General features: G+C 55.3%; 29 protein-coding genes and 1 other RNA gene. 16 read left to right on the top strand and 14 right to left on the bottom strand.

The features are described from left to right. Window position 1 precedes the first annotated feature (1 nt). From ABJF76_RS11110 to ABJF76_RS11100, 3 genes are all read left to right on the top strand, one after another. On the top strand, window positions 2-1,336 hold the full coding sequence (locus ABJF76_RS11110) for a sigma-54 dependent transcriptional regulator (RefSeq protein WP_348412979.1): 1,335 nt from the start codon (window positions 2-4) through the stop codon (window positions 1,334-1,336). A gap of 118 nt (window positions 1,337-1,454) precedes the next feature. Beyond that, window positions 1,455-2,126 carry an HAD family phosphatase gene (locus ABJF76_RS11105; RefSeq protein WP_348412981.1) on the top strand — a complete coding sequence of 224 codons (672 nt, stop codon included), beginning with the start codon at window positions 1,455-1,457 and terminating at the stop codon, window positions 2,124-2,126. Between the two features lie 411 nt (window positions 2,127-2,537). Continuing rightward, a complete protein-coding gene (locus ABJF76_RS11100; RefSeq protein ID WP_413819323.1) occupies window positions 2,538-5,372 on the top strand; it encodes an Rne/Rng family ribonuclease in 2,835 nt (944 codons plus the stop codon). 68 nt (window positions 5,373-5,440) lie between these two features. Here the strand turns inward: ABJF76_RS11100 and ABJF76_RS11095 are convergent, their stop codons facing one another. Then, the gene (locus tag ABJF76_RS11095; protein WP_413819322.1) at window positions 5,441-5,668 is read right to left on the bottom strand and encodes a sulfurtransferase TusA family protein; all 228 of its coding nucleotides are present in this window, start codon (window positions 5,666-5,668) and stop codon (window positions 5,441-5,443) included. A 92-nt stretch (window positions 5,669-5,760) separates the two neighbouring features. Between ABJF76_RS11095 and ABJF76_RS11090 the strand changes: the two genes are divergently transcribed. Then, window positions 5,761-6,513, top strand: coding sequence for a cytochrome c biogenesis CcdA family protein (locus ABJF76_RS11090; protein WP_413819321.1), 753 nt, complete (start codon window positions 5,761-5,763; stop codon window positions 6,511-6,513). A 100-nt stretch (window positions 6,514-6,613) separates the two neighbouring features. Here ABJF76_RS11090 and ABJF76_RS11085 read toward each other — a convergent pair whose 3' ends face one another. From ABJF76_RS11085 to fumC, 4 genes are all read right to left on the bottom strand, one after another. Further along, window positions 6,614-6,853, bottom strand: coding sequence for an N-(5'-phosphoribosyl)anthranilate isomerase (locus tag ABJF76_RS11085; protein ID WP_413819320.1), 240 nt, complete (start codon window positions 6,851-6,853; stop codon window positions 6,614-6,616). A 23-nt stretch (window positions 6,854-6,876) separates the two neighbouring features. Then, a complete protein-coding gene (locus ABJF76_RS11080; RefSeq protein ID WP_413819319.1) occupies window positions 6,877-7,095 on the bottom strand; it encodes a ribbon-helix-helix domain-containing protein in 219 nt (72 codons plus the stop codon). Window positions 7,096-7,225: 130 nt separating this feature from the next. Then, entirely contained in the window at window positions 7,226-7,444 is a 219-nt protein-coding gene (locus tag ABJF76_RS11075) for a DUF4169 family protein (RefSeq protein WP_413819318.1), read from the bottom strand. Next, window positions 7,441-8,832 (bottom strand): class II fumarate hydratase, encoded by a 1,392-nt coding sequence (fumC, locus tag ABJF76_RS11070; RefSeq protein WP_413819317.1) that lies wholly within the window; start codon window positions 8,830-8,832, stop codon window positions 7,441-7,443. The genes ABJF76_RS11075 and fumC overlap by 4 nt, the downstream gene beginning before the upstream one ends. Before the next feature lie 172 nt (window positions 8,833-9,004). Between fumC and ABJF76_RS11065 the strand changes: the two genes are divergently transcribed. Next, a complete protein-coding gene (locus ABJF76_RS11065; RefSeq protein WP_413819316.1) occupies window positions 9,005-9,574 on the top strand; it encodes a hypothetical protein in 570 nt (189 codons plus the stop codon). Between the two features lie 26 nt (window positions 9,575-9,600). Here the strand turns inward: ABJF76_RS11065 and ABJF76_RS11060 are convergent, their stop codons facing one another. From ABJF76_RS11060 to ABJF76_RS11030, 7 genes are all read right to left on the bottom strand, one after another. Beyond that, window positions 9,601-10,110, bottom strand: coding sequence for an SspB family protein (locus ABJF76_RS11060; protein ID WP_413819315.1), 510 nt, complete (start codon window positions 10,108-10,110; stop codon window positions 9,601-9,603). Window positions 10,111-10,190: 80 nt separating this feature from the next. Further along, on the bottom strand, window positions 10,191-11,441 hold the full coding sequence (chrA, locus tag ABJF76_RS11055) for a chromate efflux transporter (RefSeq protein ID WP_413819314.1): 1,251 nt from the start codon (window positions 11,439-11,441) through the stop codon (window positions 10,191-10,193). Next, window positions 11,438-12,253, bottom strand: coding sequence for a chromate resistance protein ChrB domain-containing protein (locus ABJF76_RS11050; RefSeq protein ID WP_413819313.1), 816 nt, complete (start codon window positions 12,251-12,253; stop codon window positions 11,438-11,440). The genes chrA and ABJF76_RS11050 overlap by 4 nt, the downstream gene beginning before the upstream one ends. 222 nt (window positions 12,254-12,475) lie before the next feature. Next, complete coding sequence (locus ABJF76_RS11045; RefSeq protein WP_413819312.1) at window positions 12,476-12,904, bottom strand: nuclear transport factor 2 family protein; 429 nt, start codon at window positions 12,902-12,904, stop codon at window positions 12,476-12,478. A 78-nt stretch (window positions 12,905-12,982) separates the two neighbouring features. Then, window positions 12,983-13,333, bottom strand: a transfer-messenger RNA (tmRNA) gene (gene ssrA, locus ABJF76_RS11040). A gap of 87 nt (window positions 13,334-13,420) precedes the next feature. Continuing rightward, window positions 13,421-13,771, bottom strand: coding sequence for a DUF4345 family protein (locus ABJF76_RS11035; protein ID WP_413819311.1), 351 nt, complete (start codon window positions 13,769-13,771; stop codon window positions 13,421-13,423). A 45-nt stretch (window positions 13,772-13,816) separates the two neighbouring features. Beyond that, complete coding sequence (locus ABJF76_RS11030; RefSeq protein ID WP_413819310.1) at window positions 13,817-14,560, bottom strand: FadR/GntR family transcriptional regulator; 744 nt, start codon at window positions 14,558-14,560, stop codon at window positions 13,817-13,819. 69 nt (window positions 14,561-14,629) lie between these two features. Here ABJF76_RS11030 and ABJF76_RS11025 point away from each other — a divergent pair, with 69 nt between their 5' ends. The 7 genes from ABJF76_RS11025 (at window position 14,630) to ABJF76_RS10995 (ending at window position 21,147) form a co-directional block, all read left to right on the top strand. After that, window positions 14,630-15,418, top strand: a complete 789-nt coding sequence (locus ABJF76_RS11025) for a DUF2182 domain-containing protein (RefSeq protein WP_413819309.1) — start codon at window positions 14,630-14,632, stop codon at window positions 15,416-15,418. A gap of 1 nt (window position 15,419) precedes the next feature. Further along, on the top strand, window positions 15,420-16,127 hold the full coding sequence (locus ABJF76_RS11020) for a DUF1326 domain-containing protein (protein WP_413819308.1): 708 nt from the start codon (window positions 15,420-15,422) through the stop codon (window positions 16,125-16,127). Next, window positions 16,124-16,630 carry a DinB family protein gene (locus tag ABJF76_RS11015; RefSeq protein WP_413819307.1) on the top strand — a complete coding sequence of 169 codons (507 nt, stop codon included), beginning with the start codon at window positions 16,124-16,126 and terminating at the stop codon, window positions 16,628-16,630. Before ABJF76_RS11020 ends, ABJF76_RS11015 begins: the two co-directional genes overlap by 4 nt. Next, a complete protein-coding gene (locus ABJF76_RS11010; RefSeq protein WP_413819306.1) occupies window positions 16,630-17,733 on the top strand; it encodes a dimethylsulfoniopropionate demethylase in 1,104 nt (367 codons plus the stop codon). The genes ABJF76_RS11015 and ABJF76_RS11010 overlap by 1 nt, the downstream gene beginning before the upstream one ends. Window positions 17,734-17,823: 90 nt before the next feature. Then, the gene (acuI, locus tag ABJF76_RS11005) at window positions 17,824-18,810 is read left to right on the top strand and encodes an acryloyl-CoA reductase (protein ID WP_413819305.1); all 987 of its coding nucleotides are present in this window, start codon (window positions 17,824-17,826) and stop codon (window positions 18,808-18,810) included. 109 nt (window positions 18,811-18,919) lie between these two features. After that, the gene (locus tag ABJF76_RS11000; RefSeq protein WP_413819304.1) at window positions 18,920-19,336 is read left to right on the top strand and encodes an HIT family protein; all 417 of its coding nucleotides are present in this window, start codon (window positions 18,920-18,922) and stop codon (window positions 19,334-19,336) included. Between the two features lie 116 nt (window positions 19,337-19,452). Continuing rightward, window positions 19,453-21,147, top strand: a complete 1,695-nt coding sequence (locus ABJF76_RS10995; protein ID WP_413819303.1) for a BCCT family transporter — start codon at window positions 19,453-19,455, stop codon at window positions 21,145-21,147. A gap of 124 nt (window positions 21,148-21,271) precedes the next feature. Here the strand turns inward: ABJF76_RS10995 and ABJF76_RS10990 are convergent, their stop codons facing one another. Further along, window positions 21,272-21,451 (bottom strand): hypothetical protein, encoded by a 180-nt coding sequence (locus ABJF76_RS10990; RefSeq protein ID WP_413819302.1) that lies wholly within the window; start codon window positions 21,449-21,451, stop codon window positions 21,272-21,274. A 342-nt stretch (window positions 21,452-21,793) separates the two neighbouring features. Beyond that, window positions 21,794-21,982, bottom strand: coding sequence for a hypothetical protein (locus ABJF76_RS10985; protein ID WP_413819301.1), 189 nt, complete (start codon window positions 21,980-21,982; stop codon window positions 21,794-21,796). Window positions 21,983-22,175: 193 nt separating this feature from the next. Between ABJF76_RS10985 and ABJF76_RS10980 the strand changes: the two genes are divergently transcribed. The 4 genes from ABJF76_RS10980 to ABJF76_RS10965 all read left to right on the top strand — a co-directional run bounded on the left by ABJF76_RS10980 (window position 22,176) and on the right by ABJF76_RS10965 (window position 26,728). Then, window positions 22,176-23,402 carry an aminotransferase class V-fold PLP-dependent enzyme gene (locus tag ABJF76_RS10980; protein WP_413819300.1) on the top strand — a complete coding sequence of 409 codons (1,227 nt, stop codon included), beginning with the start codon at window positions 22,176-22,178 and terminating at the stop codon, window positions 23,400-23,402. An 84-nt stretch (window positions 23,403-23,486) separates the two neighbouring features. Further along, window positions 23,487-24,881: a cryptochrome/photolyase family protein gene (locus ABJF76_RS10975; protein ID WP_413819373.1), complete on the top strand. Its 1,395-nt coding sequence runs from the start codon at window positions 23,487-23,489 to the stop codon at window positions 24,879-24,881. A gap of 177 nt (window positions 24,882-25,058) precedes the next feature. Beyond that, entirely contained in the window at window positions 25,059-26,267 is a 1,209-nt protein-coding gene (locus ABJF76_RS10970) for a class I SAM-dependent methyltransferase (RefSeq protein ID WP_413819299.1), read from the top strand. 20 nt (window positions 26,268-26,287) lie between these two features. Continuing rightward, the gene (locus ABJF76_RS10965; protein WP_413819298.1) at window positions 26,288-26,728 is read left to right on the top strand and encodes a TrgA family protein; all 441 of its coding nucleotides are present in this window, start codon (window positions 26,288-26,290) and stop codon (window positions 26,726-26,728) included. Window positions 26,729-26,730 lie beyond the last annotated feature (2 nt).

Raw genomic sequence — 26,730 nt, 5'->3', positions numbered from 1 at the left:
GATGACCCAAGCTATGAAAATTGCCATCGTCGATGACGAACAGGACATGCGCCAATCTATCAGCCAATGGCTGGCGCTGTCGGGCTATGACACCGAAACATTCGCCAGCGCCGAAGACGCGCTTAAGGTGCTCGGCCCCGAATACCCCGGCATTGTGATTTCCGACATCAAAATGCCCGGTATGGACGGGATGCAGTTTCTGAAAAAGCTGATGGGCAATGACAGTGCTTTGCCAGTGATCATGATCACTGGGCACGGCGATGTGCCCATGGCGGTTGAGGCGATGCGCGTTGGCGCATTCGACTTCCTTGAAAAACCATTCAACCCGGATCGCATGTCGCAACTGGCGAAAAAGGCAACGGGTCAACGACGCTTGACTATGGACAACCGGGCTTTGCGCCGTGAACTCTCCGATGGTGGTCAGTTGATGAAGAAACTCATCGGTCAGTCACCGGTGATGGAACGCTTACGCGAAGATATCTTAGATCTCGGTCAAGCCGATGGTCATGTGCTGATCGACGGCGAAACGGGCACCGGAAAAACACTTGTGGCGCATGCGTTGCATGCAGTTGGCAGTCGTGCAGGCAAGCGCTTTGTGCTGATCAGCTGTTCGGCTTGGGAAGAAGACGCGCTAGCCAAACGCCTGTTTGGCCCCATGCAGCCCGAAGACGCGCAATTGCCCGCCATGGAAGAGGCGCGCGGCGGCACGTTGGTGCTCGAAGACATTGAAGCCCTAAGCGAAAGCCTGCAAGCGCGCTTGTTGTCCGTGATAAATGAGCAGGGCACGCCAGCAGAAACCCGCATCGTGGGCATTTCGAACCTGCAAGAAGCCGGGCGCACATCCGAGGACGCCTTGCGCCCCGATCTGTTTTACCGCCTTGCCGCGCTTAAGATCACGGTGCCGCCGCTGCGCCAACGTGGCGAAGATATCCTAACGCTGTTCACCCGTCTGTCGGATCAATTTGCCGACGAATATGGCTGTGATGCGCCCAAAGTGTCGGCCCAAGAGGCGGCACAGTTGCTGCAAGCGCCATGGCCGGGAAATGTGCGTCAGTTGATCAACATTGCCGAACGCGCCGTGCTGCAGGCACGTCGCGGCACCGGATCGATTGCGTCACTGTTGATGAACGATCACGAAGAAATGCAGCCCGTGATGACGACCGAAGGCAAGCCGCTCAAAGAATACGTCGAAGCCTTTGAACGCATGTTGATCGACAATACGATGCGGCGTCATAAGGGTTCGATTGCGAGCGTGATGGATGAATTGTGCCTGCCGCGCCGGACCTTGAATGAAAAGATGGCGAAGTACGGATTGCAACGTTCGGATTACCTGTAAGGCAACCTGTTTCAGACTGTCGAAAAGAGTGACCATCGGCGCGCCCGGCGGTCATTTCCTTTTGTACGCGACCGTGTCAGATGGCGACGGGCATTGATCCAGCAAAGGCGATACTCTCATGGCAGCTCCTGCGGCGTTTCTATTTGATATGGATGGTTTGTTGTTGGACAGCGAACGGGTCTATCTGCAACAAGCGTTGGTCTTGTTGGAACCCACGGGGCGCTCGCGCGACGATATCCATACGTTTTTCCTAACGATGGTGGGATGCAGCGGTGCAGAGTCCCTAGCACGCCTGACGGCCTACCTTGGTGATGCCAGGGCGGCGGAAACGTTCAACGCGAATTGGCATGCAAACGTCGCCGCATCCCTTGAGCAGGGTGTCGCATTGCGCCCCACAGTGCGCCGAACCCTTGCGGCACTTGCCGAATTGGGGGCGCGTATGTCTGTGGTCACGTCCACCCACGGTCACCGCGCACGGCAACATCTGGGTGATGCAGGGCTGCTAAGCTTTTTTGAAATGGTCACAGGCGGTGACGAAGTATCGCACACCAAACCGCATCCGGCGCCTTATCTGGAAATGGCAGCGGCCATGGGCGTGGACCCAAGCGCATGTGCTGCGTTCGAAGACAGCGACCGCGGGATCACGTCAGCGATGGTTGCTGGATGCCGCGGTGTTCAAATCCCCGACATGCGGCCCGTTGACCTGCCGTTGCCCGATTTGGGGCAGGGGGTTGCACCCGATCTGTGGCAAGCTGTGCGTCAGGTAGATGGGCGATTGGGCGCGGCTTAATCATCTTGCCGTGCGGCACAGACAGATTGCCCATTGTCATTTCATGCAGCTTCCCATTATCTAGGGGAACAGACATGCGACGCGAAATAGCGTCGCCACTGTTTAAGAGTTTCGCTGTCAATCCGTATGTGGGCACTCTCACGACGAAGGACAGACCGATTGGGCCTTGAGACAGGCCACGAGATGCTGACGCAAACCAAGGTTTGGCGCAGCTTATAAATGGATACACCAGCCCAAGGGCCGCGTGTGTCGGAGAAGAACCGCGATGACGCGCGTGAGGACAAGAGTAGTTCCAGCAGAAGGCCCCCCGGGTCAGCACTGCCGCATGTCACCTATCGCCCAGACAAGACACAGCCCATACGCGCTTGACCCTCCGGGGAATGGCCCGCTTTCGCTGTGCAATGGACTTACATGGCTAAGAAAATGCTTATCGATGCCACCCACGCCGAAGAAACGCGCGTTGTGGTGGTCGACGGAAACAAAGTTGAAGAATTTGATTTTGAATCCGAAAATAAACGCCAGCTTGCTGGCAACATCTATCTTGCAAAAGTAACACGGGTCGAACCGTCGCTTCAGGCGGCGTTTGTGGACTATGGCGGCAATCGCCATGGGTTCCTTGCGTTCAGCGAAATCCACCCGGATTATTATCAAATTCCGGTCGCCGACCGCGAAGCATTGATGGAAGAAGAACGCGCTTATGTCGAAGCACAGCGTGCGCGTGACGAAGCCGACGAAAAACCCAAACCCAAACGCAGCCGGTCTTCGTCCCGGTCACGTGCGGCCAAAGCCAAAGATGATGACGCCACGGTGTCCAAAGACATCGAAGGCATGGAAACCATTGACCTAGAGGCCGATGGGGAGGCTGGCGTTGAATCGCCCGCAATCGAAACGCCTGAAACTACGTCTCCTGAAACCTCTACTTCTGAAGCTGAAGCGCCCGCGACCGAGGCCGAAACGCCCGCCGAAATCGCGGCTGAAGCGCCCGTTGAAACGCCTGCGGCAGATGACGTTGCCGAAGTGTCCGCCGACGACAACGTCGAGGCCGCTTCTAGTGAAGAGCCCAGCGAAGACGACAACGATGAAGACGACAAGGGCCCAGATGCCACATCAAAAGATGAAAGCATCGAATCCGTCGCCGTCGAAGACGACAGCGAAGACATTCGCCCGGTGCGCAAACCGCGCCCCAAACGGTACAAAATCCAAGAAGTCGTTAAAGTACGCCAAATTTTGCTGGTGCAGGTGGTCAAAGAAGAACGCGGCAACAAAGGCGCGGCCCTCACGACATATCTATCCTTGGCGGGGCGCTACTGCGTTCTGATGCCCAACACTGCACGTGGCGGTGGCATCTCGCGCAAAATTACCAACGCCGCGGACCGCAAGAAACTGAAAGAGATCGCAAACGAGATCGACGTGCCTCAGGGTGCAGGCCTGATCGTGCGCACCGCCGGTTCGCAACGTACAAAGGCCGAAATCAAGCGCGATTATGAATATCTGCAACGTCTGTGGGAACAGATCCGAGAACTGACGCTGAAGTCTATCGCGCCGGCCAAGATCTATGAAGAAGGCGATTTGATCAAACGTTCGATCCGCGATTTGTATAACCGCGACATCGACGAAGTGTTTGTCGAAGGCGAACGTGGCTATCGCACGGCCAAGGACTTCATGAAAATGATCATGCCGTCCCACGCCAAAAACGTGAAACTGTATTCCGAAAGCTTGCCGCTGTTCGCGCGCTATCAGGTGGAAACCTACTTGGGTGGCATGTTCAACCCGACGGTTCAGCTGAAATCCGGCGGTTACATTGTGATCGGCATCACCGAAGCGCTTGTCGCCATCGACGTGAACTCGGGTCGTTCGACCAAAGAAGGCTCGATCGAGGACACCGCCCTTAAAACCAACCTTGAAGCCGCTGAAGAAGTGGCGCGCCAGTTGCGTTTGCGTGATCTTGCTGGCCTGATCGTCATCGACTTCATCGACATGGACGAGCGCAAGAACAACACCGCCGTCGAAAAGCGCATGAAGGACAAGCTGAAGACCGATCGTGCACGTATTCAAGTAGGGCGCATTTCGGGCTTTGGCCTGATGGAAATGTCGCGCCAACGTCTGCGCCCGGGCATGATCGAGGCCACAACACAGCCGTGTTCGGCCTGTCACGGCACAGGTCTGATCCGCTCAGACGACAATCTTGCATTGTCCATCCTGCGCCAGATCGAAGAAGAAGGCACCCGTCGTCGTTCGCGCGAAGTGCTGGTGAAGTGCCCTGTGGGTATCGCCAACTTCTTGATGAACCAAAAGCGCGAGCACATCGCGCAAATCGAAGCGCGCTATGGCCTGTCCGTGCGCATCGAGGGCGAACCACATTTGATCAGCCCAGATTTCACCATCGAAAAGTTCAAAACAGCGACCCGTGTTGTCAAAGCGGTTGAGACAGCCGTCGTGTCTGTGGACACGTCGCTGATGGATCAGATCGACGACGACGATACTGCCACCGACGTGGTGGAGGATGAAGCACCTGCACCCGCAGGCGCCGCGCCCCACGCAGCTGAAACCACCGAGGACGGCGAACCAAAACCCAAACGCCGCCGCCGTCGCCGCCGTCGGAGCCGCTCTAAGTCATCGGTGGACGCAACGTCCGAAACGGCGTCGACAGAGGACGGCGATGCGGAACAGGCTGCGTCTGAAGCCGCGCCTGCTGATGAACCTGTCGCAGATGTGAAATCCGCTGACGACGCGGACGCGCCCGTGGAAAAGAAAACGCCAACACGGACGCGCAGCTCTAGTCGTACAACGACCGCGAAATCCACGGCGCGCAAAACGTCAAAACCCAAGGAGGAGGCGGCTCCAGACGTGGCTGAGGCTGAGGTTAAAGCCGACGACGCGCCAACCTCCGACACCACGCCAGAGGAGGCTGAAGCCAAACCGGCAGCCAAACCAAAGACGACCCGCGCGCGTTCAACCAAAACGTCGAAGGCCAAAACGACGGCGACAAAGGCGACAACATCCAAGGCCAAAGCAACCACTGCTAAAACGACATCCAAGGCGAAGGCCGCCGCGAGTACCGAAGCGGAAGCCACCACACCGGCGACGCCTGCACCAGTGGCAGCTGTGGCTGACCCAACGCCTGCGCCTGCTGCCCCAGAACCAGTTGCAGCCACGCCGGAACCTGTGGCAGTCGCGCCGGAACCTGTAGCAAGCGAAGACCCACCTAAACCGAAGAAACGCGGCTGGTGGTCGCTGGGCAAATAAGACCGCCCACAAAAGGCAATTTGAAAAGGCGCACCGCAAAGTGCGCCTTTTTCTTTTTCGGGGAAAGGTTAGGTTTTGCGGACGATATAGATCTGCACGTCGCCCTCTATGCTTTGTGAAACCAGCTCATGCCCGGCCTCGACACAGAAATGTGGCATATCGATTAATGCTGCCGGATCATCGGCCAACACGCGCAACGTCGCACCCGAAGCAAGGCTTTTCAGGCGCTTACGCACTTTAAGCACCGGCAATGGGCACAGTAGGCCCGTCGCATCCAGAGTGTTGTCACTTTCCATAGCCTTGATTTAGGCGGGATGTTTCAACCTGTCCACAGACATGTGACCGCACAGGGCGTGACGTGGGTGCTGTGCCAAGGTAGGGGTTGTCTATGTTTGGAATTGATATCTTTGACGCGAGCCTTGTGCCCGCCATGAGCGTGGCCCTGTTTGCAGGGATCATTAGCTTTCTTAGCCCTTGTGTCCTGCCAATTGTGCCGCCCTACTTGGCGTACATGTCAGGGATGAGCATGAACGAAATGACCGAAGGCAAAACGGGCCGAAATCGGGCGACGATTGCCGCGCTTTTCTTTGTGCTTGGCTTGAGTACGGTATTTTTGATCCTTGGATTTGCCGCGTCCGCCTTTGGGGCGTTCTTTCTAAGCAACCAGATTTTGTTTTCGCAACTCTCGGGCGCTGTCATCATCATCTTTGGGCTGCACTTCCTATCGGTGTTCCGCATTCCATTTCTGGACCGTGAAGCGCGGGTGGAAACAGGTGATCAGGGTGGGTCTTCTTTCGGCTCTTATATCTTGGGGCTGGCGTTTGCCTTTGGCTGGACACCTTGCATCGGCCCACAATTGGGGGCGATCCTGTCCTTGGCGGCAACCGAAGCATCGGTCGCGCGTGGCACCGTTTTGCTGGGCGTCTACGCGGCAGGCCTAGGCGTTCCGTTCTTGATTGCTGCGATGTTCATCAGCCGTGCAATGGGCGTTATGAACCGAATTAAAAAGCATATGCCATTGATCGAAAAAATCAGTGGGGCACTGTTGTTGATGGTCGGCATCGCCATGCTGTTTGGTTTGTTTACGCGCTTTTCATTTTGGCTGCTCGAGACGTTCCCCGCACTTGCAACGCTGGGCTAAATCGATCTCTCACAAAGAGATCGGACGGAAACTGACACAGTTTCCTTTCTGCCCGTTTTTCGTTCCGAAAAATAACCGGAGACCGTGTCGGTCTCCGTCTTCAAGTCAACGGGCGCACAGGTTCGTTGTTGCAAAAGATCACGATCTGACCGGCGTTTTCGACCGCACGATACCCGCGTCGGTGCAATTCACGTACAAATGCATCGCGTCCAATCAACCGATCGATGTCGCGTGATTTTCGCCGGATCACCGCACCCTCACGGGCGGCTTTCGAGCTGAACATATCCAACAGGATCAAATGGGGCGCGAGGGACGGGGTGTGTGTAGCGAGCTGGTTCATATCTCCAGCCTTGCATCTCTTAGTTAACGATCCATAAAACGTCGCAGAATAAAAACTCGGATCGCCGAAGCCAGCCCCACATCCGTTTCTCGGGCCGCGTCGATTTCGCTGGCTAACACGTTGATCGGTTTACCTTCTTCTTCGGCAATTTCGCGGAAGGCCGTCCAAAACTCGGTCTCTAAAGACACGCTTGTGCGATGTCCTTTTAACGTCAACGAGTGTTTTTGTGGTCGCCCGTTCAAGAGATCATCCAATGTTTGATAGCGCCTAGATTGACGGCCAAGTCTCGCGTTAATGCGCTTTTGGATTCATCACAGTGACACTCATCGCGGCGGACGGCACCAATGGGTAGCAGACTGGCAAATTGCCAATTCATCCCTGAGGCTTTTGCTTGTCGTGTTCTGTGCCATTAGGTGTTTCCAAGGCCGCGCCATCCAATATGCGGGCGTTGCGAGCGGCTTGAAGGGTGTCTGCTGCTTTGGCAGCCTTACTACGCCCAAAGGCTATCGAATTCTCTGTCGCGCGCGCCTTTTGATCAGCGCGCGCGCGGGCCTTGCGGGCCTTATTTAAGTTGATCGGTGACGAATTCACTTGGGCCCGATCATGTTTTCAGGGCGTACCACGCGGTTGAACGTCTCTTCATCTACAAAGCCCAAAGCGATCGCTTCTTCCAGCAAGGTGGTGCCGTTTTTATGCGCCGTTTTGGCGACCTTTGTGGCGTTGTCATAGCCAATTTCAGGTGCAAGGGCCGTCACCAGCATCAGCGATTCACGCATCAGCTTGTCGATGCGCACCCGGTCTGCATCCAAACCAACCACCAGATTGTCAGTAAAGGCCGACGCGGCGTCGCCCAAAAGCTGCATAGATTGCAGTACGTTATAAGCCATCATTGGTTTGTAAACGTTCAGTTCAAAATGCCCTTGAGAGCCGGCAAAACCCACAGCCGCATCATTGCCCATCACATGGGCACAAACTTGGGTTAACGCTTCGCACTGTGTTGGGTTCACCTTGCCGGGCATGATGGACGAGCCGGGTTCGTTTTCAGGCAATACCAACTCGCCAAGACCGCAACGCGGGCCTGACCCGAGAAGGCGAATGTCATTGGCAATTTTGAAAAGCGACGCGGACACTGTTTTTAGCGCGCCGGACATTTCAACCATTGCGTCATGGGCGGCCAGCGCTTCGAACTTGTTGGGGGCTGTGACAAAGGGCAGGCCGGTGATATCGGCCATATGCGCGGCGACGGCCTCGGCCCAGCCGACTTGAGTGTTCAGCCCGGTACCAACCGCAGTGCCACCTTGCGCCAATTCGTAAATACGGCCCAATGCGTCCTTGACCCGTTGGACGCCCATCGCAACCTGATGCGTGTAGCCCGAAAATTCCTGCGACAGCGTCAACGGCGTCGCATCTTGCGTATGAGTACGTCCGATTTTGATGATGCCATCAAAGGCGTCGACCTTGGCTTGCAAAGCGCCGTGCAGTTTTTCCAAACCCGGCAGCAACACATCACGTGCCGTCATCGCCGTCGAAATGTGCATCGCGGTGGGGAAGGTGTCGTTCGACGACTGACCCATGTTGCAGTGGTCGTTGGGGTGCACGGGGTCTTTTGATCCGATCTGACCGCCCAAGATTTCAATGGCGCGGTTGGCGATGACCTCGTTGGCGTTCATGTTGGATTGTGTGCCGGACCCAGTCTGCCAAACAACCAAGGGAAAGTTGTCATCAAACTTGCCGGCAACCACTTCGCTGGCGGCTTCGATGATGGCATCGGCCAGGCGCGCGTCTAGACCGCCTTGGGCTTTGTTTTGCATCGCGCAGGCTTGTTTGATCACACCAAGTGCGCGGACAACGGCGATCGGCTGCTTTTCCCAGCCAATGGGAAAATTGATGATCGATCGCTGGGTCTGTGCGCCCCAATATTTGTCTGCGGGAACCTCCAGTGGGCCAAAGCTGTCGGATTCGGTACGAGTATTGGCCATGGGGTGGCTCCTTGTTGGTAAAACTTGCCATTCATGTATCGCCCGGGGGCGGATCAGACAAGCGCACAGGGATCACAAGCGGCTTCGTGATTGGACGCGACCTGCAAAGAATGCTGTATGTTGCGCGACAATGACCTATATTATGTGGACAGGTCCAAAAGGAGAGACATCGATGATTGCCGCCCGCACAGCCATGCGATCAAAAGCGCCTAGATTTCTATCCGCCTTGATGGCGTTAAGTGCCGCGGTCGTGTTGTTTGCATCGCAAGCCCGCGCCGATGTTGACAGTTTTTTCGGAAGCTATGCTGGATCGGCCGAAGTCACGGCATTGGATGGGACCAAGATTCCACGCGACATGAGTGTAGAGATTTCCGGCACTGACGACGGATTTCGGGTGCAATGGACATCGGTGACATATCGCGCCAGCGGAAAGATCAGCGAAAAGTCTTACGAGATCGATTTTGTTGCCAGTGACCGCGAAAATGTCTTTGCCGCGGCGCAGCGCAAAAACGTTTTTGGGCATACTGTGCAGCTCGACCCAATGAAGGGCGAACCCTATGTGTGGTCACGCATTTCCGGTGAAACGCTGACGGTGTTTTCGTTGTTTGTAGACGAAGACGGTGGGTACATCATGCAGCAATACGACCGGACTCTTGCCGAAGGCGGTCTGAACCTGCGTTTTCAGGTGATCAGTGCCGGTGAAGTACAGCGCGCCGTCGAGACGTTTTTAACCGCCAATTGAACCTTAACCGCCCAAAAGGCGGTTGGTTACTTCCTGAAACTGTCCAGCGAGACGACATCGGCGTCTTTGCCGGCTTTATCATCGTCTTCTTCCGCGTCACTTTCGGGTTTTGGGCTGGTCGCAATGGCGCGCGGTAAAATTTCAGGCGGCGTTGCTTTGATTTCGTCGACTTCGTCTTCGTCGTCCTGCGTTTCAAAGCGCAGGCCAAATTCGACGGACGGATCAACAAAGGTTTTGATCGCATCGTATGGCACAAACAACGGTTCGGGCGCATCACCAAAGTTTAGCGTGACCGCAAACCCATCTGCGCCGACTTCCAATTTGTCATACCAATGCTGCATCACAACAGTCATTTCGCCGGGATAGCGATCACTTAGCCAGTCAGCCAATTCCGCATCCGGATGGCCGGTGTCAAAGGTGATAAAGAAATGGTGTGATCCAGGAAGACCCTTCTCAGCCACATCGGTCAACACTTTGCGAATGAGGCCGCGCATGGCCTCATGCATTAGGTTGCCGTAATCAATGCTCCGGCTCATGGCGTTCCTCGCAGTAGTCTGGTGCCTACCTTATCCCAAATAACCGCGGTGAAAAGAGGGGGTAACGCGATAAGTGATCATTAGCTGTACCCAAAAAACGAGATTGCGCTGCCGAGGGCTGCCATAATTGCCAATACAGGCAGTAATTTCATCTTTGCCCTTAGCATTAAAAGCCCAGCAATTAAAGTTAACACAACTGCCCAAAGATTGAGCGTTGCAAAGTCGGGCACAGGTAAAGCCAAGCCAGACATACTGCCGACGCTACCAAAAAAGACATGCAATGCGAACCAGATCGAAAGGTTCAAGATCACGCCAACAACGGCCGAAGTGATGCGGTTAAGTGCGGCGGACAAGCGCGGGCGGGCCGCGATATGATCAAGGTAAGGTCCAGCGGAAAAAATCCAAAGAAAACAAGGCGTTAACGTGACCCATAGTGCAACAGCACCCGCCGCCAGTGCCATCCAAACCCCGCCTTGGGCGAAACCAGCCAGCAAAGCGACGAACTCGGTCACAAGAATCAGTGGCCCGGGTGTAGTCTCGGCCAGCCCCAGTGCGTCGATCATCTGCGGCGTGCTGATCCAGCCAAAATCCTGCACAACGGTTTGCGTCATATAGGCCAACACGGCATAGGCGCCACCAAATGTGACCACAGCCAGCTTAGAAAAAAACAGACCCACTTGCAGCAAAAACGCCTGCGCGGTGATCCAAAGGACAAACAATGGAGCAATCCAAAGACCAGCCCAAAGTGCAATCGTTACGGGGGTATTGGTCTGGGTGGCGGGCGGAGGCGAGACGGCAGTCTTTAGATCGGCGGTGACATAGCCATAAAGCCCGGCACAGATCACGATCAATGGAAAGGGCAGGCCAAAGACAAACAACGCACCACAAGCAGTCCCCGCTAATACCCACGCCGCGCGCCCCTTAAGGGCCTTTTGCCCCAAACGCAGCAACGCCTGAAGGACGACAACAATGACCGCTGCCTTGATGCCCAAAAATGCGGCTTGTACCAAGGGAACCGTGCCAAATTTCACATAGGCTAGCGCAAGGCACAGAATGATCAACGCGCCGGGCACCACGAATAAAAGCCCGGCCAGCAATCCACCTGCGACGCCGCGTAATCGCCACCCCGCATAGGTTGCCAATTGCATGGCTTCGGGGCCGGGCAACAGCATGCACAGCGATAAGGCGCGCAGATACTGGTCTTCGTTCAACCATTTTTGCCGTGTCACAAGGGCGTCGTGCATTAATGCGATTTGTGCGGCCGGCCCGCCAAAAGACAACAGGCCGATACGCCCAAATACGCGGGTCATGTCTGCAAACGAGGGCTTCATGATACGTGTCCCGCGGGCCAATCATGGCCTTCATCCTTGCCATCGCGCGCCCAACGATAGAGCGCGTCATAAAGCGGTAAACCCGCCTTTAACTGTTCCTGATCGTCACGGTATTGGCGCGACAAACCTACCGAAAGGGCCAATAGACCAGCCGCTTCGGGCGCAAGATCGTGGCGGTTGGTGTCTGCTGCGCGCACGACTTGTGCAAGACGATCAAGGGCCGGGCTGTTCAGCTTAAATTCCGCAAGCATCGTGTCAAACGTGCACATGTCGCCGCGATGGCTCCAGAATGCGCCTTCGATATCAAACGGCGTTGCGCCGTAACGGTCTGCCACGCCGACGACTTCTTGCGGTGACACAAACAAAAACCGCGCATTGGGATCAACAAAGCGACGGATCAACCACGGACAAGCGATGCGGTCAATTTTTGGGCGATGACGTGTGACCCAAAGGGTTGCGCCATCGATGGGTGCGGGCAGAGCGGTCGCTGGAATGCGCAGCGCGCCTGCCATGTCACGCCAAGCAAACATGCCGCCAGACAGATATTCAGCCGCGTGCCCATCGGCCCGCAACCGCGCGACAAGGCCTTGGGACAATTTGATGCCTTTCTGGCAGAGTATCACACAAGGCCGCCCGCCAAGGCGTGCCTTAAGGCCCGGTAAGTCTGTGTGTGGATGGCGAAAAGATCCCGGAATCAAAAACGGGTCATCTTCGAAATCTGGGTCGATTGAAATATCGACAATGACCGGCGCGCCTGGCGTGCCGATCAGGCGCAAAAGTTGAGCAGTGGTGATTTCGTTTGGGGCAGCCATGAGCATGCATCCTTTGATCTGGAAACATGCGAACGTTGGGCTGGCGCCTCACGGGGTGTTCGCGGATACCCCTAAACAAGTTGATACCGAGCGAATGCGCTTGGCGTCAAGTCCGATCGCTGCCGTTGAGGCGCTCGGTCGTATATGTAAGCAGTGAAAACCTATAGAAATACGGTTACGGGCGAGGGGATGTTTATGCGCTGTGTTGCATCGTACCTTGAGTTAATGCAGCGCCGTGCCGCCAAGCATCACTGCCATAGCGTTTGCCGGTAACAGGCCAAGCTGTTCAAATAACGTCAAGGAATCAACGCCGCTGTAAATTTCGACCATCCGGTGTGCATCAAAGCGGGCGATGAATTGATTGGAGACATGAACTGGGTCGCCGGTATCGATTGCGTGGCTTTTGACTTCGACAAGGGCGGATAACCAATCGTCTTGTTGAACGGTCACGGGATAAGACACTTCGATAGGTCCCAGCATCGCGCGCACCATGGTGACGAGTTCAGCCATTTCATCAGCCGCAAAGGGTATATCGCCCATAATTCCGCGTGTGCGTGCGTCAGGCGCCAGCAGTTCAGGAATCGCGTCCAAATTGCCGTTCACCCACACTTCTTCGAACCACGCTTTTAGGGTTTTGATTTTGTGAGGCATGCATGCAAATCCAAATCATCTGTGTGTCACACACCGAATACGCATCTACTCTTAAAACTTGTTGAATTTTTGGAAGAAAGTGCAGGCTTCTGTTGCCAGGTGCCTGCGAACCCCGCCTTACGCGGCTAGGCATAAGGACTTAAGTTTCGATATTAGGAACAGCTTACGCTGCTACTGCCATCGGAGCACGATTGTCATTTGCAATTGTACAAGTTTCGCCGGTAACGGTGGCAGACAGCCGAGACAAAGCAAAACCCCTTTAGACGTCCGTCGATCCTATTTCGACCCCATGATCCCAAATGAAAGGATGTGTTGGTGGAGTCGCCGGGTACCGCCCCCGGGTCCGATCCGCTTATTACGAGCGCGTTTATGTCCATAGCCCCGAAGGACATGGTTTATATAGGTCAACCACGGGGGGGATGCAATCTGCGAGACCCTGAATGGCATAAGTTTTTGCAGTTACTGATGAAAAATTTGAATTAACTTCAATCAGTATCCACCTGTATTTAAATGAATTTACAGATTAGCAAGCAACAGCCACGCGGACAAAGCCGTTTCGATTCCGCCAAAGATTAAGACCTTTCGCACCGGCGGTTTATCAAAAATTAGCGACAAGACGCGCCCAAGGGCCGCACCCGCAAAAGCAAATCCAATCATCGCATAGGCAAGCGGCGCACCAAGTCTGATCGCAGCCAACCCTGCCACCACAAACAAGCCGCCAACGCTGGCGCGCATTTCGCTAAGGCCCATGGTGCTTTTGGTCGGGGCGAGGTCAAGCGCCTCCGCGGTAAAACGCGGCGCGATAAAACCAAAGAGGCCAAAACCGATGGTTAGCAACGCCGCGACGATGTTTAGAAAATCTATCATGTCACGTCAGTTAGGGCGCGCGCACCACCAAAGCAAGGTTTGGGGTCAAGTAGACGCGTGTTCCTTTTGCGCGCGGGCACTGACCACAGTGTGGGCCAATTTGCGCGTGTAGGCGGCAAGTTCGACAAGGCTTGCATCAGTTTTGGCCGCATCCTGTGCTTGCAGCGCGTCTGCAATGTCAGTGTGCAGCGCGACGATCGCTTCGCGGGAACGGGCGGTGAATGTGATCATGTTCATCAAGGGCTGCATCGCCTCAACAGCGCCCGCCAATTGATAGCTAAGGACTTTGTTGCCAGCACCATCCACGAGCGCACGGTGAAACGTCACATCTGAGGCACAAAATGCCTCGTCCGTCAGGCCGGGCTGGGATTGGCGGTGAATTTCGGCGCGCATGGTGGCCAGTTGATCCGGGGTGCGCCGTTCTGCTGACAAAGGTGCGCAGGCGCGTTCCAACGCATAGCGCGCCTCGCAGGCGACATCAAAACTGACGGCGTTCATCGACAAAAGCAGCGTTGAGGTCGTGACCTGCTGGTCATAGGCCTCTTCAAAACGCAGCCGGTTCACAAAGGCACCACCCGTGGCACCACGCTGGGTGCGGATCAGGGATTGCGCGGCCAGCCGCTTCAAAGCTTCGCGCACAGTCGGGCGGGACACTTCGAATTGATCGGCCAGCTCTGCCTCGCTGGGCAGGCGCTGATCGACGATCAGATCACCCGCAACAATGGCATCACGGATCGCTTGGGCGATCTGGGCCGACAAATCTTTGGAACTGTTGGGATCAATTTTCATTTGTCATACATATTAATGTCTGACATTTAAACTATCAAGCATTGAGTCGGCCAATGTCAGGGAGGACATATGTCGCATCTTATCCGTTCCACACTGTGGTTGAGCTTTTTCGGCGCGATTTTAGCGGCGTGGTGGATGATGTATGCCATGTCCGTTTCTATGGACCTTGATCTGTTAGGACGGCCCGGTGAAATGGGCGCGCGTATGGCCGCTATGGACCCACGTATGCCGACGGATATGCCGATGGCGCGGTTTGGGCCGTTGTTTGCCATGTGGGCGATCATGATGGCGGCGATGATGTTGCCGACGCTGGTGCCGACCTTGCGCAGCTACGAAGACTTAATGGTCAGTGCGGACGGCACGCGCGCTGGCTGGGGCGGTGTGATCCTTGGTTATTTTGTGGTGTGGGTCGGGTTTGCCGCCTTGATCACTGCGGTGCAGTTGGGGCTGCTGTTTGGTGGCATTGTCGATATGCTGGGTATCGCCAAAACCAACGTGTTTGCAGGGCTGTTGTTGGTTGCTGTTGGGGCCTTCCAATTCACCCGCGCCAAAGAAATTTGCCACGGGGTGTGTCACTCGCCCATGATGTATTTCCTTGGGCATTGGCGCACAGGCATGGCGGGGGGCTTTCGGATGGGCCTTGGCCTTGGGGCGTTCTGTGTTGGATGTTGCTGGGGCTTTATGGCGCTGGGATTTGTCGGCGGGGTGATGAGCCTGGCTTGGATGGGTCTTGCCACGTTGTTTATGGTTCTCGAAAAGTTGCCCCAAGTGGGGCATGTTATCACAAAACCTATGGGGGCGATCCTGATCGCCGCTGGTCTGGCCGTTCTGGTCTGGCCCTTTATCGCAGGAGCTTGAAATGGCCGTAACACGACGTCCCGACGCAGACCGCTTGCCGATCAGCCAACGCATCGACAGCCGCATGCCCAATCCGGGGCGGCGCAAAATGACGCCAACCGAATGGGCGATCAAGGGCGAGCTGTTCCTGAATTGTTCGTGCGAGCTGTTCTGCCCTTGCGTGGTTTCGCTGGGCGCACACCCGCCCACCGAAGGGCACTGTCACGCTTGGATGGCCATCGCCATCGACGAAGGCCACTTTGAAGGCGAAGACCTGTCAGGTCTGAACGTGGGCCTTATGGTCGAAATTCCGGGACGCATGGGCGAGGGCGGCTGGCGCGTCGCGGCCTATGTGGACGAACGAGCAAGCGGCAAAGCTTATAACGGCATTTTACAGATTTTCTCGGGCGCGGCGGGCGGCACAACAGGGCTGTTCACCATGTTGGTCAGCGACATCGTGGGCGCCGAGCGCGAAAAGGTCGAAATCGTGCGCGATGGTAAAAAGCGCGGTCTATACATTGGGCGCAAAATTCAGGGTGAGATCGAAATGATCACCGGAAAATCAGAAGATCACCCTGTCATGATCACCAACTCGAAATACTGGATGGGCCCTGACATCATTGCGGCGCGCGGCGTGAAATCCAAGGTGCGTGATTATGGTCGTATCTGGGACTTTGGTGGCAAATCTGCGGAAATCTGCCCGATCGATTGGAAAGGCCCCAAACCATGATCGACGCGGGGTATGTCCGTTTGATGACGCGCTATAATGCGTGGCAAAATCGACAACTGAAAGAGATGCTCGGCGGAATGGACGATGCAGCATTGCGCGTGGAACGCGGGGCGTTCTTTGGCTCGATCATGGGAACTTTGAACCACATTCTGTGGGCCGACATGTTGTGGATGAACCGCTTTGATCCGCGCATTCCCGCCCCCGACGAAGGCAGTGACCACCTGAGCGTCACACCGACGTTTGCAGTCTGGGGCGCGGAACGCTTTCGCTTGGATGGCGCGTTTCGCATGTGGGCGGACACGCTGCGCAGTATTGATCTGAAAGAACAAATTGTGTGGTATTCCGTCACCGCCGAAAGCGACATGCAGGCGTCAAAAGAAATGTGCGTGGTACATTTACTCAACCACCAGACCCATCATCGTGGTCAGGTCCATGCGATGATGACGGCGGCGGGGCTAAAGGCCCCAGTGACGGATCTTGTCTTTTTACCCGAGGATGCCTGATGTCGGTGATTTCTACCTCGCGGCGTCTGCGACGCACGCCGTTTTCTGAAGGCGTCGAGGCGGCAGGCGTTTCGGCCTATACCGTCTATAATCGGATGTTGCTGCCCACGGTTTTTGAAAGCGTCGAGGCGGATTACCATCACCTAAAACGCGCCGTGCAAGTGTGGGATGTATCCTGCGAGCGGCAAGTGGAATTGCGCGGCCCGGATGCTGGGCGGTTGATGCAAATGCTGACCCCACGCGATTTGCGCCGGATGTTGCCGGGGCAGTGTTATTATGTGCCTATCGTGGACGAAACGGGTGGCATGTTGAATGACCCTGTCGCAGTAAAGCTAAGCGAAGACCGCTGGTGGATTTCCATTGCAGATTCCGATCTTTTGTTGTGGGTCAAAGGCATTGCCAACGGGTATCGGTTGGATGTTTTGGTGGACGAGCCCGACGTGTCACCTTTGGCTGTGCAGGGCCCAAAGGCCGAAGACTTGGTGGCGCGTGTCTTTGGCGAGCGTGTCCGTGATATCCGGTTCTTCAAGTTCGATATGTTCCAATACGAAGGCTATGACATGGCTGTGGCACGATCGGGCTATTCCAAGCAGGGCGGCTTTGAAATCTATGTCGAAGGATCTGAAATTGGTATGCCGTTGTGGAACGAGTTGTTCGCAACTGGCGCTGATTTGGATGTGCGCGCGGGCTGCCCAAACGGGATCGAACGGATCGAGGGGGGCTTGATGAGTTATGGCAACGACATGACGGATGACAACACGCCTCATGAATGTGGGCTGGGTCGGTTTTGCGATACGCAAACGGCGATTGGGTGTATCGGGCGCGATGCTTTGTTGCGTGTCTCCAAGGAGGGGCCCGTGCAGCAGGTTCGTCCGATTGCGATCGATGGCGGTGCTGTAGCGCGATGCGACAGGCCTTGGCCGATTTATGGTGGCGGCAAGAAAGTCGGTCAGATCACCAGTACGGCTTGGTCACCTGATTTTTCAACCAACGTGTCCATTGGCATGGTGCGTATGACCCATTGGGATGTGGGCACAGCATTGGAGGTTGAAACCCCTGACGGGATGCGGCGCGCGACAGTTAGGGACGCATTCTGGCTGTGACAGGGCGGGAACGAGGGGCCAGCCCCTCGCGCTCCCCGAGGTATTTATAACCCAAAGAAAGAGGGCGAACCGCCCGGACTGGAGAGCGATATGTTTGATGCACTGGTGGTGAGCAAGGATGAAGACAGCGGCAAGACGTCGGCGGCGGTGACGCAATTGGGGCTGGAGGATTTGCCGGCAGGTGATGTGACAGTTGCGGTTGAATATTCCACGGTAAATTACAAAGACGGTTTGTGTGTCGGCCCCGGTGGCGGTTTGGTGCGCAATTATCCCCATGTTCCGGGCATCGATTTTGCTGGCACGGTCGAGGCGTCGGATGATGATCGTTATAAGCCCGGCGATAAGGTTGTGTTGACAGGATGGCGTGTGGGCGAGGCGCATTGGGGCGGCTATGCCCAAAAGGCACGCGTGAAGGCTGATTGGTTGGTGCCTTTGCCCGATGGTTTGGACACTCGTGCGGCGATGGCTGTGGGTACGGCGGGTTTCACGGCTATGTTGGCTGTGATGGCGCTGGAAGATCATGGCATCAAGGACGGTCCTGTGTTGGTGACGGGTGCTGCGGGTGGTGTCGGTTCGGTTGCCACAGCCATTCTGGCCAACCTTGGCCATAAGGTTGCCGGTGTAACGGGACGGCCCGAAACGGCTGATTACCTTACCTCGCTTGGTGCATCCCAAATTGTATCGCGCGAAGAGATCAACGAAACCGTCAAACGCCCGCTTGAAGCGGAGACGTGGGGCGGCTGTGTCGATGCAGTGGGCGGCGCGATGTTGGCGCGTGTGCTGGGCCAAATGCAATACGGCGCCAGCGTTGCCGCCGTTGGATTGGCGGGCGGGGCTGGGTTGCCGGGCACCGTCATCCCGTTTTTGCTGCGTGGCGTAAACCTGTTGGGCATCGATTCCGTGATGCAGCCCTTTGACAACCGCATGCGCGCTTGGAAACGCATCGCCTCGGATTTGCCGATGGATAAGCTTGAGGCGATGATCCAACCCGCCACTTTGTCTGACTTGCCGCAGCTTGGCGTCGACATTCTACAGGGTCAGGTCAAGGGCCGCGTTGTTGTCGACGTCAACGCCTGATTAAAACTGCGCGCGCCTGTGGTCTTGGACGGTCGCGCGCTTTTTGGGGTTGTTGCTGGATGCCTTCGCACGCACTTTGTTGGCGTAACCACGCCGCAGGAGAACCGACATGACTGCTTACGACGACCAGAACATCTTTGCCAAAATCCTGCGCGGGGAAATCCCTTCGATCAAGGTGTTTGAGGACGATGACACGTTGTGTTTTATGGATATCATGCCGCGCAGCGACGGACATTGTTTGGTGATCCCCAAAACACCTTGCCGCAATGTGCTGGACGCCAATGACGCGCAATTGGCTGCCGTGATGTCGACCGTACGCCGTGTTTCAAACGCCGCGATGGCAGGGTTTGAGGCTGATGGCATCACGCTGCAGCAGTTCAACGAAGATGCGGGCGGCCAAGAAGTCTATCACCTGCATTTTCACATCCATCCGCGCCATGCAGGCGTGGCTTTGCGCGCCCCGGGTAAGATGGGTGACATGGATGCAATCAACGCCAATGCCGCCAAAATCCGCGATGCTCTTTGATCGAAGATTAGGTAACTTGGCGATCTGATTAAGTAAATTAAAAGTGTAATTTTAGTGCCCTGTGTTACGCTGTGTGAATAACACAATAAAAAAGTAATAATCAGGGAACAGTGAATATGGCATTAGAACCACCTCTCACAAAACTGCCGATTAAGACGGCAGATAATGGTTTTTATCGCGGCTTTAGCATGGACGTCACCTTGGTGAGTAAAGTCATCATCAGTGTGCTGGTCGTTTGGTGTATTTTTTGGCCAACGCAATCGGGCAATGTCTTAAGCGGGCTTAACAGCGTCATACTGGCGAATTTCGCGGCGTGGTATATTTGGGTCGTGGCCTTTTTCATCATCGTCTGTCTGGGGCTTGCGCTTTGGCCCGCGGCGGGGCGAATGAACCTTGGCCAACCGGGTGAAACGCCGGAGTTTTCAAATTTTTCGTGGTTTTCGATGATGTTCGGGGCCGGGATTGGTGTCGGCATGCTGACGTGGGCTGTAGCTGAACCTGTATCGCATTTTGCATCCAACCCCGAGACCATTAAGGGTCTGACCACGGGTGGAGCTGCGGACAATGTGCGTATGGCCTATAAATGGTCGTTCCTACATTGGGGCCTTGGTGCGTGGGCGTGTTACGCTGTCGCGGGTCTGTCGTTGGCGTTTTTTAGCTATCGTCGTGGTTTGCCGCTGACGATCCGGTCAGCGATGACGCCTTTGTTTGGGGCAAAACTGTCGGGTGTCTTGGGTCACATCATTGATATCGTTGCTGTGGTTGCGACCATCTTGGGTGTTGCGCAAACGCTGGGCTTTGGGGTTGATCAGTTCGTTGCCGGGCTGACCCGGATCGGGATCGGCGGTCTTGTGGACGGCGAGGGGGCAGCGAACTTTGTTGGGATCGTTGTCGCCTTGCTTGTTATCATGGGGCTTTCGACCTTGTCGGCACTGTCTGGTGTGGGCAAAGGGATCAAGTGGCTGTCTAACATCAACATGGTTCTTAGCATCGTCTTGCTTGGGTTCTTTATCATCTTTGGGGCCACTTGGTTTGGCGCATCAGCGATTGTCGTCGGCATCTGGGACTATCTGGTCGCATTGCCAGCCATGAGCTTTAACGTCTGGTCTTCGGACGGTGTTGAAGGATCAGAAAGCTTCTTGCTGACGCAGTGGCAGGGCTGGTGGCCCGTGTTCTACTGGGCATGGTGGATCGCGTTTGCGCCGTTCGTAGGTCTGTTCCTTGCACGCATCTCGCGCGGGCGCAGCATCCGTGAATTTGTGCTGGGTGCGATGATTGTGCCTGCGCTGATGTGTTTCGTGTGGTTCGCGTGGGCCGGTGGCACTGCCATCGATCTAGAACTCAATGGCGGCGCAAATGGCGTGATCTTTGATGCAAGCAATGGCGACAAGATTTTTGCCATGACCGAATTCATGCTGGCACCTATTGCGCAAGCCCTGTCATGGGCCATGGCGATGCTGATCGTGATCTTGTTGATGACCTTCCTTGTGACGTCTGCGGACAGCGCTGTGCTGATCGTGAACACGATCAATGCGGCCGGCGACGAAGGTCCGAAATCGCGCCCACACATCCTGTTCTGGGGGGCAGCCTTGGCGCTTGTGGTGGGTGGCTTGCTGCTTTCAGGTGGCACAACGGCCATTCAAACCGCGATGGTGATCGGCGCGCTGCCGTTTTCGTTGGTGATGGTGTTGATGTGTATTTCGCTGATCAAAGCAATTTACAACGACACACGTCGCGAAGCGGCTGGCGTTCCAAGCGTACATTCCGAGATCGATGGCGCGACGGGTAACGGCATGCTGCCTGCAGAATAAGGCTGCAACCGGCGTAAAAAAATATGGCCCCAAACTTGGAAAAGTTTGGGGCTTTATTGATCCGTGCACAGCGGTGGAACCAAAGCCACGGCACTCAATTCATCGCCGTCTTGCGCGGTTGCAGTCAGTGGTCTTTTATCGCTTTCAAAAAGTTCTTCTCAAATGTTTCTATCTCTATCAACATATTGCTTAATTTCTTTTTGAGAGGCGGGTTGGGGGCACAAAGTAATGCCTTTTGAACATCTTTACCCGCTTGTCGCACGGACTTGCGTGCGTTCTTCATTGTCGTTTCAATATCGGCCATAAGTCGTAATCCTTCTATGCATCCATCAAAAAATATCGAAGTAATCTACTTCGCGATAATGAATGCATACATCCCAGGCGCCGATCAAGTATTTGACACAAAATACCCCGCGACGCCTAAGGCATCCAAGGACGTAACCCAAGTGCAGTGAAAGCCGGGTCACATCCTCGCGCACGGCATGCTTGCACGCCGCGCTCTTTACAGTAGATTTGCTTCGGTCCAAATCAAGGCCTGACCGCATGGCCCTCGACCTCGATTTTACGCACGCAGTGCTCAGCGTTCTTTCGAAACGCCCCTACAATGTCAGGGGATGTATTTAGAACTCAAGCCGCCGTTAGGTCACTACAACGAAATACTTTTCGCAAGTTTCTTGAATTTCATTTCGCTGCTCTGCACTTCATTCATGATTTTGCTAACGTCTTTCTCGACAGCTTTGGTTGGGGAAAAAACCACCACTTCCATCATGTCTTTGCGCGCCTTTTCCATACTCTTGAGTGCCGCGCTGATCGCTTGTTTTGCATCTTTCGCCATTATCTCTAGCCTTTCAAAAAATCGTATAAAATTGATGAAGTAACAAACCTTCAATTACTGACTATGCATATTTGGAAGGTGTCGTTCAAGTCTTGGGCCCGGGACCCTGTGGCGTGGACCGGCGCACGATCCGCTATTGCATGCCTAATCCATTGTCGTAACCTAGCAACGACCACTTATAAGGCCTGACCCCATGACACTCGACCTCGACTTTGTCCGCGCGCAGTTTCCTGCTTTCGCCGAACCCTCGCTACAGGGCCAAGCATTTTTCGAAAACGCCGGCGGTAGCTATACCTGCGGCGCAGTGATCGACCGCCTGACGCGGTTTTACACGCAGCGCAAAGTGCAGCCCTATGCGGATTATGAGGCCTCGCGCCTTGGCGGTGCAGAAATGGACGAGGCACGCATACGTATGGCGGCGATCCTTGGTGTAGAGGATGACGAATTGTCCTTTGGGCCATCCACCACGCAGAACACCTATGTTCTGGCACAAGCATTTGCGCAGATGATGCAGCCGGGTGAGGCGATCATCGTGACCAATCAAGATCATGAGGCCAACACCGGCCCATGGCGCCGCCTTGCCGATCGCGGCATCGACGTGCGTGAATGGAAGGTCGATCCCGGCACAGGCCATTTGGATCCTGCCGCGCTCGAAGAGCTGTTGGACGACACCGTGCGTCTTGTCTGTTTTCCACATTGCTCAAACGTGGTGGGCGAGATCAATCCCGTGACCGAGATCACGGCATTGGCCCACGCAGCGGGTGCCTTTGTGTGCGTGGATGGCGTATCATATGCGCCGCACGGGTTTGCGGATGTTGGGGCGTTGGGGCCTGATATCTATTTGTTTTCGGCCTATAAAACCTATGGGCCGCATCAAGGTTTGATGGTAATCCGCCGCGCGCTTGGTGAATTGCTGCCCAATCAGGGGCACTATTTTAACGCCGGATCTTTGTACAAACGGTTCACCCCCGCAGGTCCGGATCACGCGCAAATTGCGGCCTGTGCAGGCATGGCGGATTATGTTGACGCGCTTTTTGCCCACCACGGCGGCGATGCAAAGGCCACTGCGGCTGAACGCGGGCATATGGTGCATGACCTGATGCGCGCGCGCGAAGTCACCGCGCTTGCGCGCGTTATGGATGCCCTGAAGGGGCGCAACGATCTGCGTATCATCGGCCCGACAGATGCCGAAACGCGCGCGCCTACAATTGCCCTAGACCTTGCGCGTGACCCAGTGGCTGTGGCGGCGCAATTGGCGGATCACGGCATTATGGCGGGGGGCGGTGATTTCTATGCCACGCGCGCGTTGCAGGCCATGGGCGTGGATGCAGAACGCGGCGTGCTGCGCTTGTCGTTCACCCATTACACCAACGACGCCGAGGTTGATCAGCTGCTAAATGCGCTCGACGCTGTACTTTAAACGACATCCGTTGATCCAAATAACTGTGCGCTGCGTATCATTGTTAACAAAAGGATAACGGGTGTGAGCAGCTCTGCGATTATTATGTGGTTTCGCCGCGATTTACGGCTGAGCGACCATGCGGCCTTGAATGCTGCGTGTGCCAGCGGGCGTGCGGTTATCCCGGTTGTGATCCGTGACGCCAACGTCACCGACCTTGGGGCAGCACCGAAATGGCGTTGGGGCTTGGGTGTGGAGCACCTGAACCAGTCGTTGAACGCCAAAGGCAGCCGTTTGATTTACCGAAGCGGAGATGCCTTGCACGTGTTGCGCGCTCTAATCCAAGAAACCGGGGCAGGGGCAGTCTATTGGTCGCGTCTGTATGACCCTGCAGCCGTGGCACGCGACAAAGCAATCAAATCCGCGCTAAAACAAGATGGTATCGAGGCCCGTAGCTTTGGCGGTCACCTGATGTTTGAACCTTGGACGGTCGAGACCAAGATGGGCGGTTATTACAAAGTTTACACCCCGTTCTGGAATGCAGTGAAGACGCGCGATGTTGACACACCTTTGCCCACGCCAAGCACTATCGCAAAGCCGGACACATGGCCCAACAGTGAAGCGCTTGCTGATTGGAACCTTGGCGCTGACATGCGACGTGGCGCTGCCGTTGTGCGACCGCATGTGCGCCTTGGCGAAGGCGCGGCCCAAGATCGGCTTGGCCTGTTTATCGCAGAAAAAGTCGCGACTTACGACGAAGGGCGCAACTTACCGGGTGCGGATGGTACCTCAAATTTGTCCGAAAACCTCGCACTTGGGGAAATCAGCCCGCACCAGTGCTGGCATGCAGGCCAACGCGCGCGCAACGAGGGCAAACCGGGTGCAGAAACCTTTCTAAAAGAACTGGTCTGGCGCGAGTTTGCCTATCATCTAATGCACTATACACCACATATTCTGGATCAGAATTGGAAGCCGGATTGGGATGCATTCCCTTGGAATGCGACCGAAACAAACGAAGTCATCGCTTGGAAACAAGGGCGCACGGGTTTGGCCTTTGTTGATGCCTCCATGCGCGAAATGTACGTGACCGGGCGCATGCACAACCGCGGGCGGATGATTGTGGCAAGTTACCTGACAAAACACCTGCTAACCCATTGGCACATCGGAAAAAAGTGGTTCGAAGACTGCTTGATCGATTGGGACCCGGCGGCCAATGCAATGGGTTGGCAATGGTCTGCTGGATCTGGGCCAGACGCTACGCCATATTTCCGCGTGTTCAATCCAGCCACGCAACTCGATAAATTCGACAAGAACCGGGATTACGCAACCCGCTGGATCGCCGAAGGGTACAGCGCTCCGCACCAAGACGCGCTGAGCTTTTTTGACGCCATTCCGCGCAGTTGGGCACTGCGTGCAACAAACAGTTATCCAAGCCCCATCGTTCCAGCCGACGAAGGACGCAAACGCGCGCTGGGTGCTTACGAAAACAGGGGTTTTTGATGTCGCGAAATTGCAAATGCCCGGCCTTGTGCACAACTGCGCCGGAAAAACGCTGTGATGCATACAAATGACCTGTAAGTACCTGCAAATAAGCTATTTTATGGGAAACCCACACGCATCCGCTTGTGCGGTAAACTTGGGCTGGATAGCCTGCGAAACGTGGAACTTGGAGAAAGCATGATCAAGACGTCTACGACCGGCGAACAGGGTTTGCCGCGCTACTTTGTTCGCGCTTTCGCGATGGTGCAGGGCATAAACACTGGAAGGGTGGATTTCGTATTGCCCGACGGGCGCCATTTCCGTGCCGAAGGGCCGAATCCCGGCCCCATTGCCGAACTGCACATCCACAACGACGATCTATTTGCACGTTTGATCCGCGAAGGGGACCTTGGGTTTTGCGATGCCTATCTTGATGAATGGTGGAGCACACCCGACTTGCAGGCCTTTATGGATTGGGTGCACGCGGACAATGACGACATTTATGACGGCTTTCCCGGCATGGGTTTTGTGCGTAATTTCGAAAAGTTTCGCTTTTGGTTGCAACGTAACCACCGCGAACAAGCACGTAAGAACATCAGCTATCACTATGATTTAGGTAACGAATTTTACGGTCTGTGGTTGGATGACACGATGACCTATTCCTCGGCTTTGTTTGAAACGGGCCAAGAAAGCCATGAGGCTGCGCAGATCGCAAAATATGCCAGCATGGTGGATCAAATGGGCGTTCAACCCGGCGATCATGTTCTGGAAATTGGCTGCGGGTGGGGCGGATTTGCGGAGTACGCTGCAAAAGAACGCGGTTTAAAGGTGACCGGGCTGACGATCAGTCAAGAGCAGTTTAACTACGCTCAAGAACGTATTGAAAAAGCAGGGCTTTCAAGGCTTGTAGATTTTAAGTTGCAGGACTATCGCGATGAAGCTGGCACCTATGACGGCATCGCATCGATTGAGATGTTCGAGGCCGTCGGTCAAAAATACTGGCCGACCTATTTCGACACGGTGCGTGAGCGCCTGAAACCGGGTAAAACTGCGACGCTGCAAATCATTACCGTGCAGGACAAGCGTTGGGACGTTTATCAACGGGGCGTGGATTTTATCCAAAAATACATCTTTCCCGGCGGCATGTTGCCAAGCCGCTCAGCGCTACGCGATCAAATTGTGAAGGCTGGGCTTGGCATCGAGCGGTCGGTTGAATTTGGTCAAAGCTACAACATCACGCTGCGTCGCTGGCATGAAACCTTCAACGAAAAATGGGACCAAATTGCCGAAATGGGCTTTGACGACCGTTTCCGCCGAATGTGGAATTTTTATCTGACGTCTTGCGCTGCGACCTTTGAAAGTGCCAATTGTGACGTAACGCAGATTACGATCAAACGCCCCGGATAAAGTCATGAAGGAATATCGCTATGCCTGACGCAGCCAAACTTGTGGGCGGTTTAGGCATCGCTATCCTTGCGTTTATCGTGTCGGGCATGATCATGCCATTGTTCGAAGAAGACATGAACTTTGGCTATTTCACCCATGTGAATGTCGTCGTTGGATTTCTGGTTGGATGGATCGTGATGGGCAGTCGCGCGGGACGGGGCATCGTTTCGGCCGTGAATGTGGGCCTGACCAGTTCAGTGGTGTTGGTGTTTTGGGGGCTGTTCATCCAATCGTGTAACGAAATGACGCGATTGGCGATGAGGAACCGCTATGACGGTCCATTCGAAGCGTTGACAGCGATTTTCGAAATAGGCGCCGAATGGGCGTTGTTGATGGCCACCGTACCGATTTGGGCGACGCTGCTTATAGGTGGCGCAATTGTCGGATTCGCCACCGAGTTTGCTTGGCGCACCTGGCGGTAAAA

The sequence above is a fragment of the Tateyamaria sp. genome, assembly GCF_039940735.1.
GTDB lineage: Bacteria > Pseudomonadota > Alphaproteobacteria > Rhodobacterales > Rhodobacteraceae > Tateyamaria.
The sequence above is the reverse complement of the archived record's forward strand: the minus strand, read 5'-3'. Positions and strand labels throughout refer to the sequence as shown.

What these genes read in the sequence shown, in the direction of transcription:
- ABJF76_RS10990 (WP_413819302.1), bottom strand. Translation starts at nt 21,451, where the DNA reads ATGGCCGATATTGAAACGACAATGAAGAACGCACGCAAGTCCGTGCGA.
- ABJF76_RS11065 (WP_413819316.1), top strand. Translation starts at nt 9,005, where the DNA reads ATGATTGCCGCCCGCACAGCCATGCGATCAAAAGCGCCTAGATTTCTA.
- ABJF76_RS11100 (WP_413819323.1), top strand. Translation starts at nt 2,538, where the DNA reads ATGGCTAAGAAAATGCTTATCGATGCCACCCACGCCGAAGAAACGCGC.
- ABJF76_RS10970 (WP_413819299.1), top strand. Translation starts at nt 25,059, where the DNA reads ATGATCAAGACGTCTACGACCGGCGAACAGGGTTTGCCGCGCTACTTT.
- ABJF76_RS11085 (WP_413819320.1), bottom strand. Translation starts at nt 6,853, where the DNA reads ATGAACCAGCTCGCTACACACACCCCGTCCCTCGCGCCCCATTTGATC.
- ABJF76_RS11110 (WP_348412979.1), top strand. Translation starts at nt 2, where the DNA reads ATGACCCAAGCTATGAAAATTGCCATCGTCGATGACGAACAGGACATG.
- ABJF76_RS11025 (WP_413819309.1), top strand. Translation starts at nt 14,630, where the DNA reads ATGTCGCATCTTATCCGTTCCACACTGTGGTTGAGCTTTTTCGGCGCG.
- acuI (WP_413819305.1), top strand. Translation starts at nt 17,824, where the DNA reads ATGTTTGATGCACTGGTGGTGAGCAAGGATGAAGACAGCGGCAAGACG.
- ABJF76_RS11090 (WP_413819321.1), top strand. Translation starts at nt 5,761, where the DNA reads ATGTTTGGAATTGATATCTTTGACGCGAGCCTTGTGCCCGCCATGAGC.
- ABJF76_RS11045 (WP_413819312.1), bottom strand. Translation starts at nt 12,904, where the DNA reads ATGCCTCACAAAATCAAAACCCTAAAAGCGTGGTTCGAAGAAGTGTGG.
- ABJF76_RS11010 (WP_413819306.1), top strand. Translation starts at nt 16,630, where the DNA reads ATGTCGGTGATTTCTACCTCGCGGCGTCTGCGACGCACGCCGTTTTCT.
- ABJF76_RS11105 (WP_348412981.1), top strand. Translation starts at nt 1,455, where the DNA reads ATGGCAGCTCCTGCGGCGTTTCTATTTGATATGGATGGTTTGTTGTTG.
- ABJF76_RS11050 (WP_413819313.1), bottom strand. Translation starts at nt 12,253, where the DNA reads ATGGCTGCCCCAAACGAAATCACCACTGCTCAACTTTTGCGCCTGATC.
- ABJF76_RS10975 (WP_413819373.1), top strand. Translation starts at nt 23,487, where the DNA reads ATGTGGTTTCGCCGCGATTTACGGCTGAGCGACCATGCGGCCTTGAAT.
- ABJF76_RS11095 (WP_413819322.1), bottom strand. Translation starts at nt 5,668, where the DNA reads ATGGAAAGTGACAACACTCTGGATGCGACGGGCCTACTGTGCCCATTG.
- ABJF76_RS11060 (WP_413819315.1), bottom strand. Translation starts at nt 10,110, where the DNA reads ATGAGCCGGAGCATTGATTACGGCAACCTAATGCATGAGGCCATGCGC.
- ABJF76_RS11015 (WP_413819307.1), top strand. Translation starts at nt 16,124, where the DNA reads ATGATCGACGCGGGGTATGTCCGTTTGATGACGCGCTATAATGCGTGG.
- ABJF76_RS11035 (WP_413819311.1), bottom strand. Translation starts at nt 13,771, where the DNA reads ATGATAGATTTTCTAAACATCGTCGCGGCGTTGCTAACCATCGGTTTT.
- fumC (WP_413819317.1), bottom strand. Translation starts at nt 8,832, where the DNA reads ATGGCCAATACTCGTACCGAATCCGACAGCTTTGGCCCACTGGAGGTT.
- ABJF76_RS10985 (WP_413819301.1), bottom strand. Translation starts at nt 21,982, where the DNA reads ATGGCGAAAGATGCAAAACAAGCGATCAGCGCGGCACTCAAGAGTATG.
- ABJF76_RS10980 (WP_413819300.1), top strand. Translation starts at nt 22,176, where the DNA reads ATGACACTCGACCTCGACTTTGTCCGCGCGCAGTTTCCTGCTTTCGCC.
- ABJF76_RS11020 (WP_413819308.1), top strand. Translation starts at nt 15,420, where the DNA reads ATGGCCGTAACACGACGTCCCGACGCAGACCGCTTGCCGATCAGCCAA.
- ABJF76_RS11000 (WP_413819304.1), top strand. Translation starts at nt 18,920, where the DNA reads ATGACTGCTTACGACGACCAGAACATCTTTGCCAAAATCCTGCGCGGG.
- ABJF76_RS10995 (WP_413819303.1), top strand. Translation starts at nt 19,453, where the DNA reads ATGGCATTAGAACCACCTCTCACAAAACTGCCGATTAAGACGGCAGAT.
- chrA (WP_413819314.1), bottom strand. Translation starts at nt 11,441, where the DNA reads ATGAAGCCCTCGTTTGCAGACATGACCCGCGTATTTGGGCGTATCGGC.
- ABJF76_RS11030 (WP_413819310.1), bottom strand. Translation starts at nt 14,560, where the DNA reads ATGAAAATTGATCCCAACAGTTCCAAAGATTTGTCGGCCCAGATCGCC.
- ABJF76_RS10965 (WP_413819298.1), top strand. Translation starts at nt 26,288, where the DNA reads ATGCCTGACGCAGCCAAACTTGTGGGCGGTTTAGGCATCGCTATCCTT.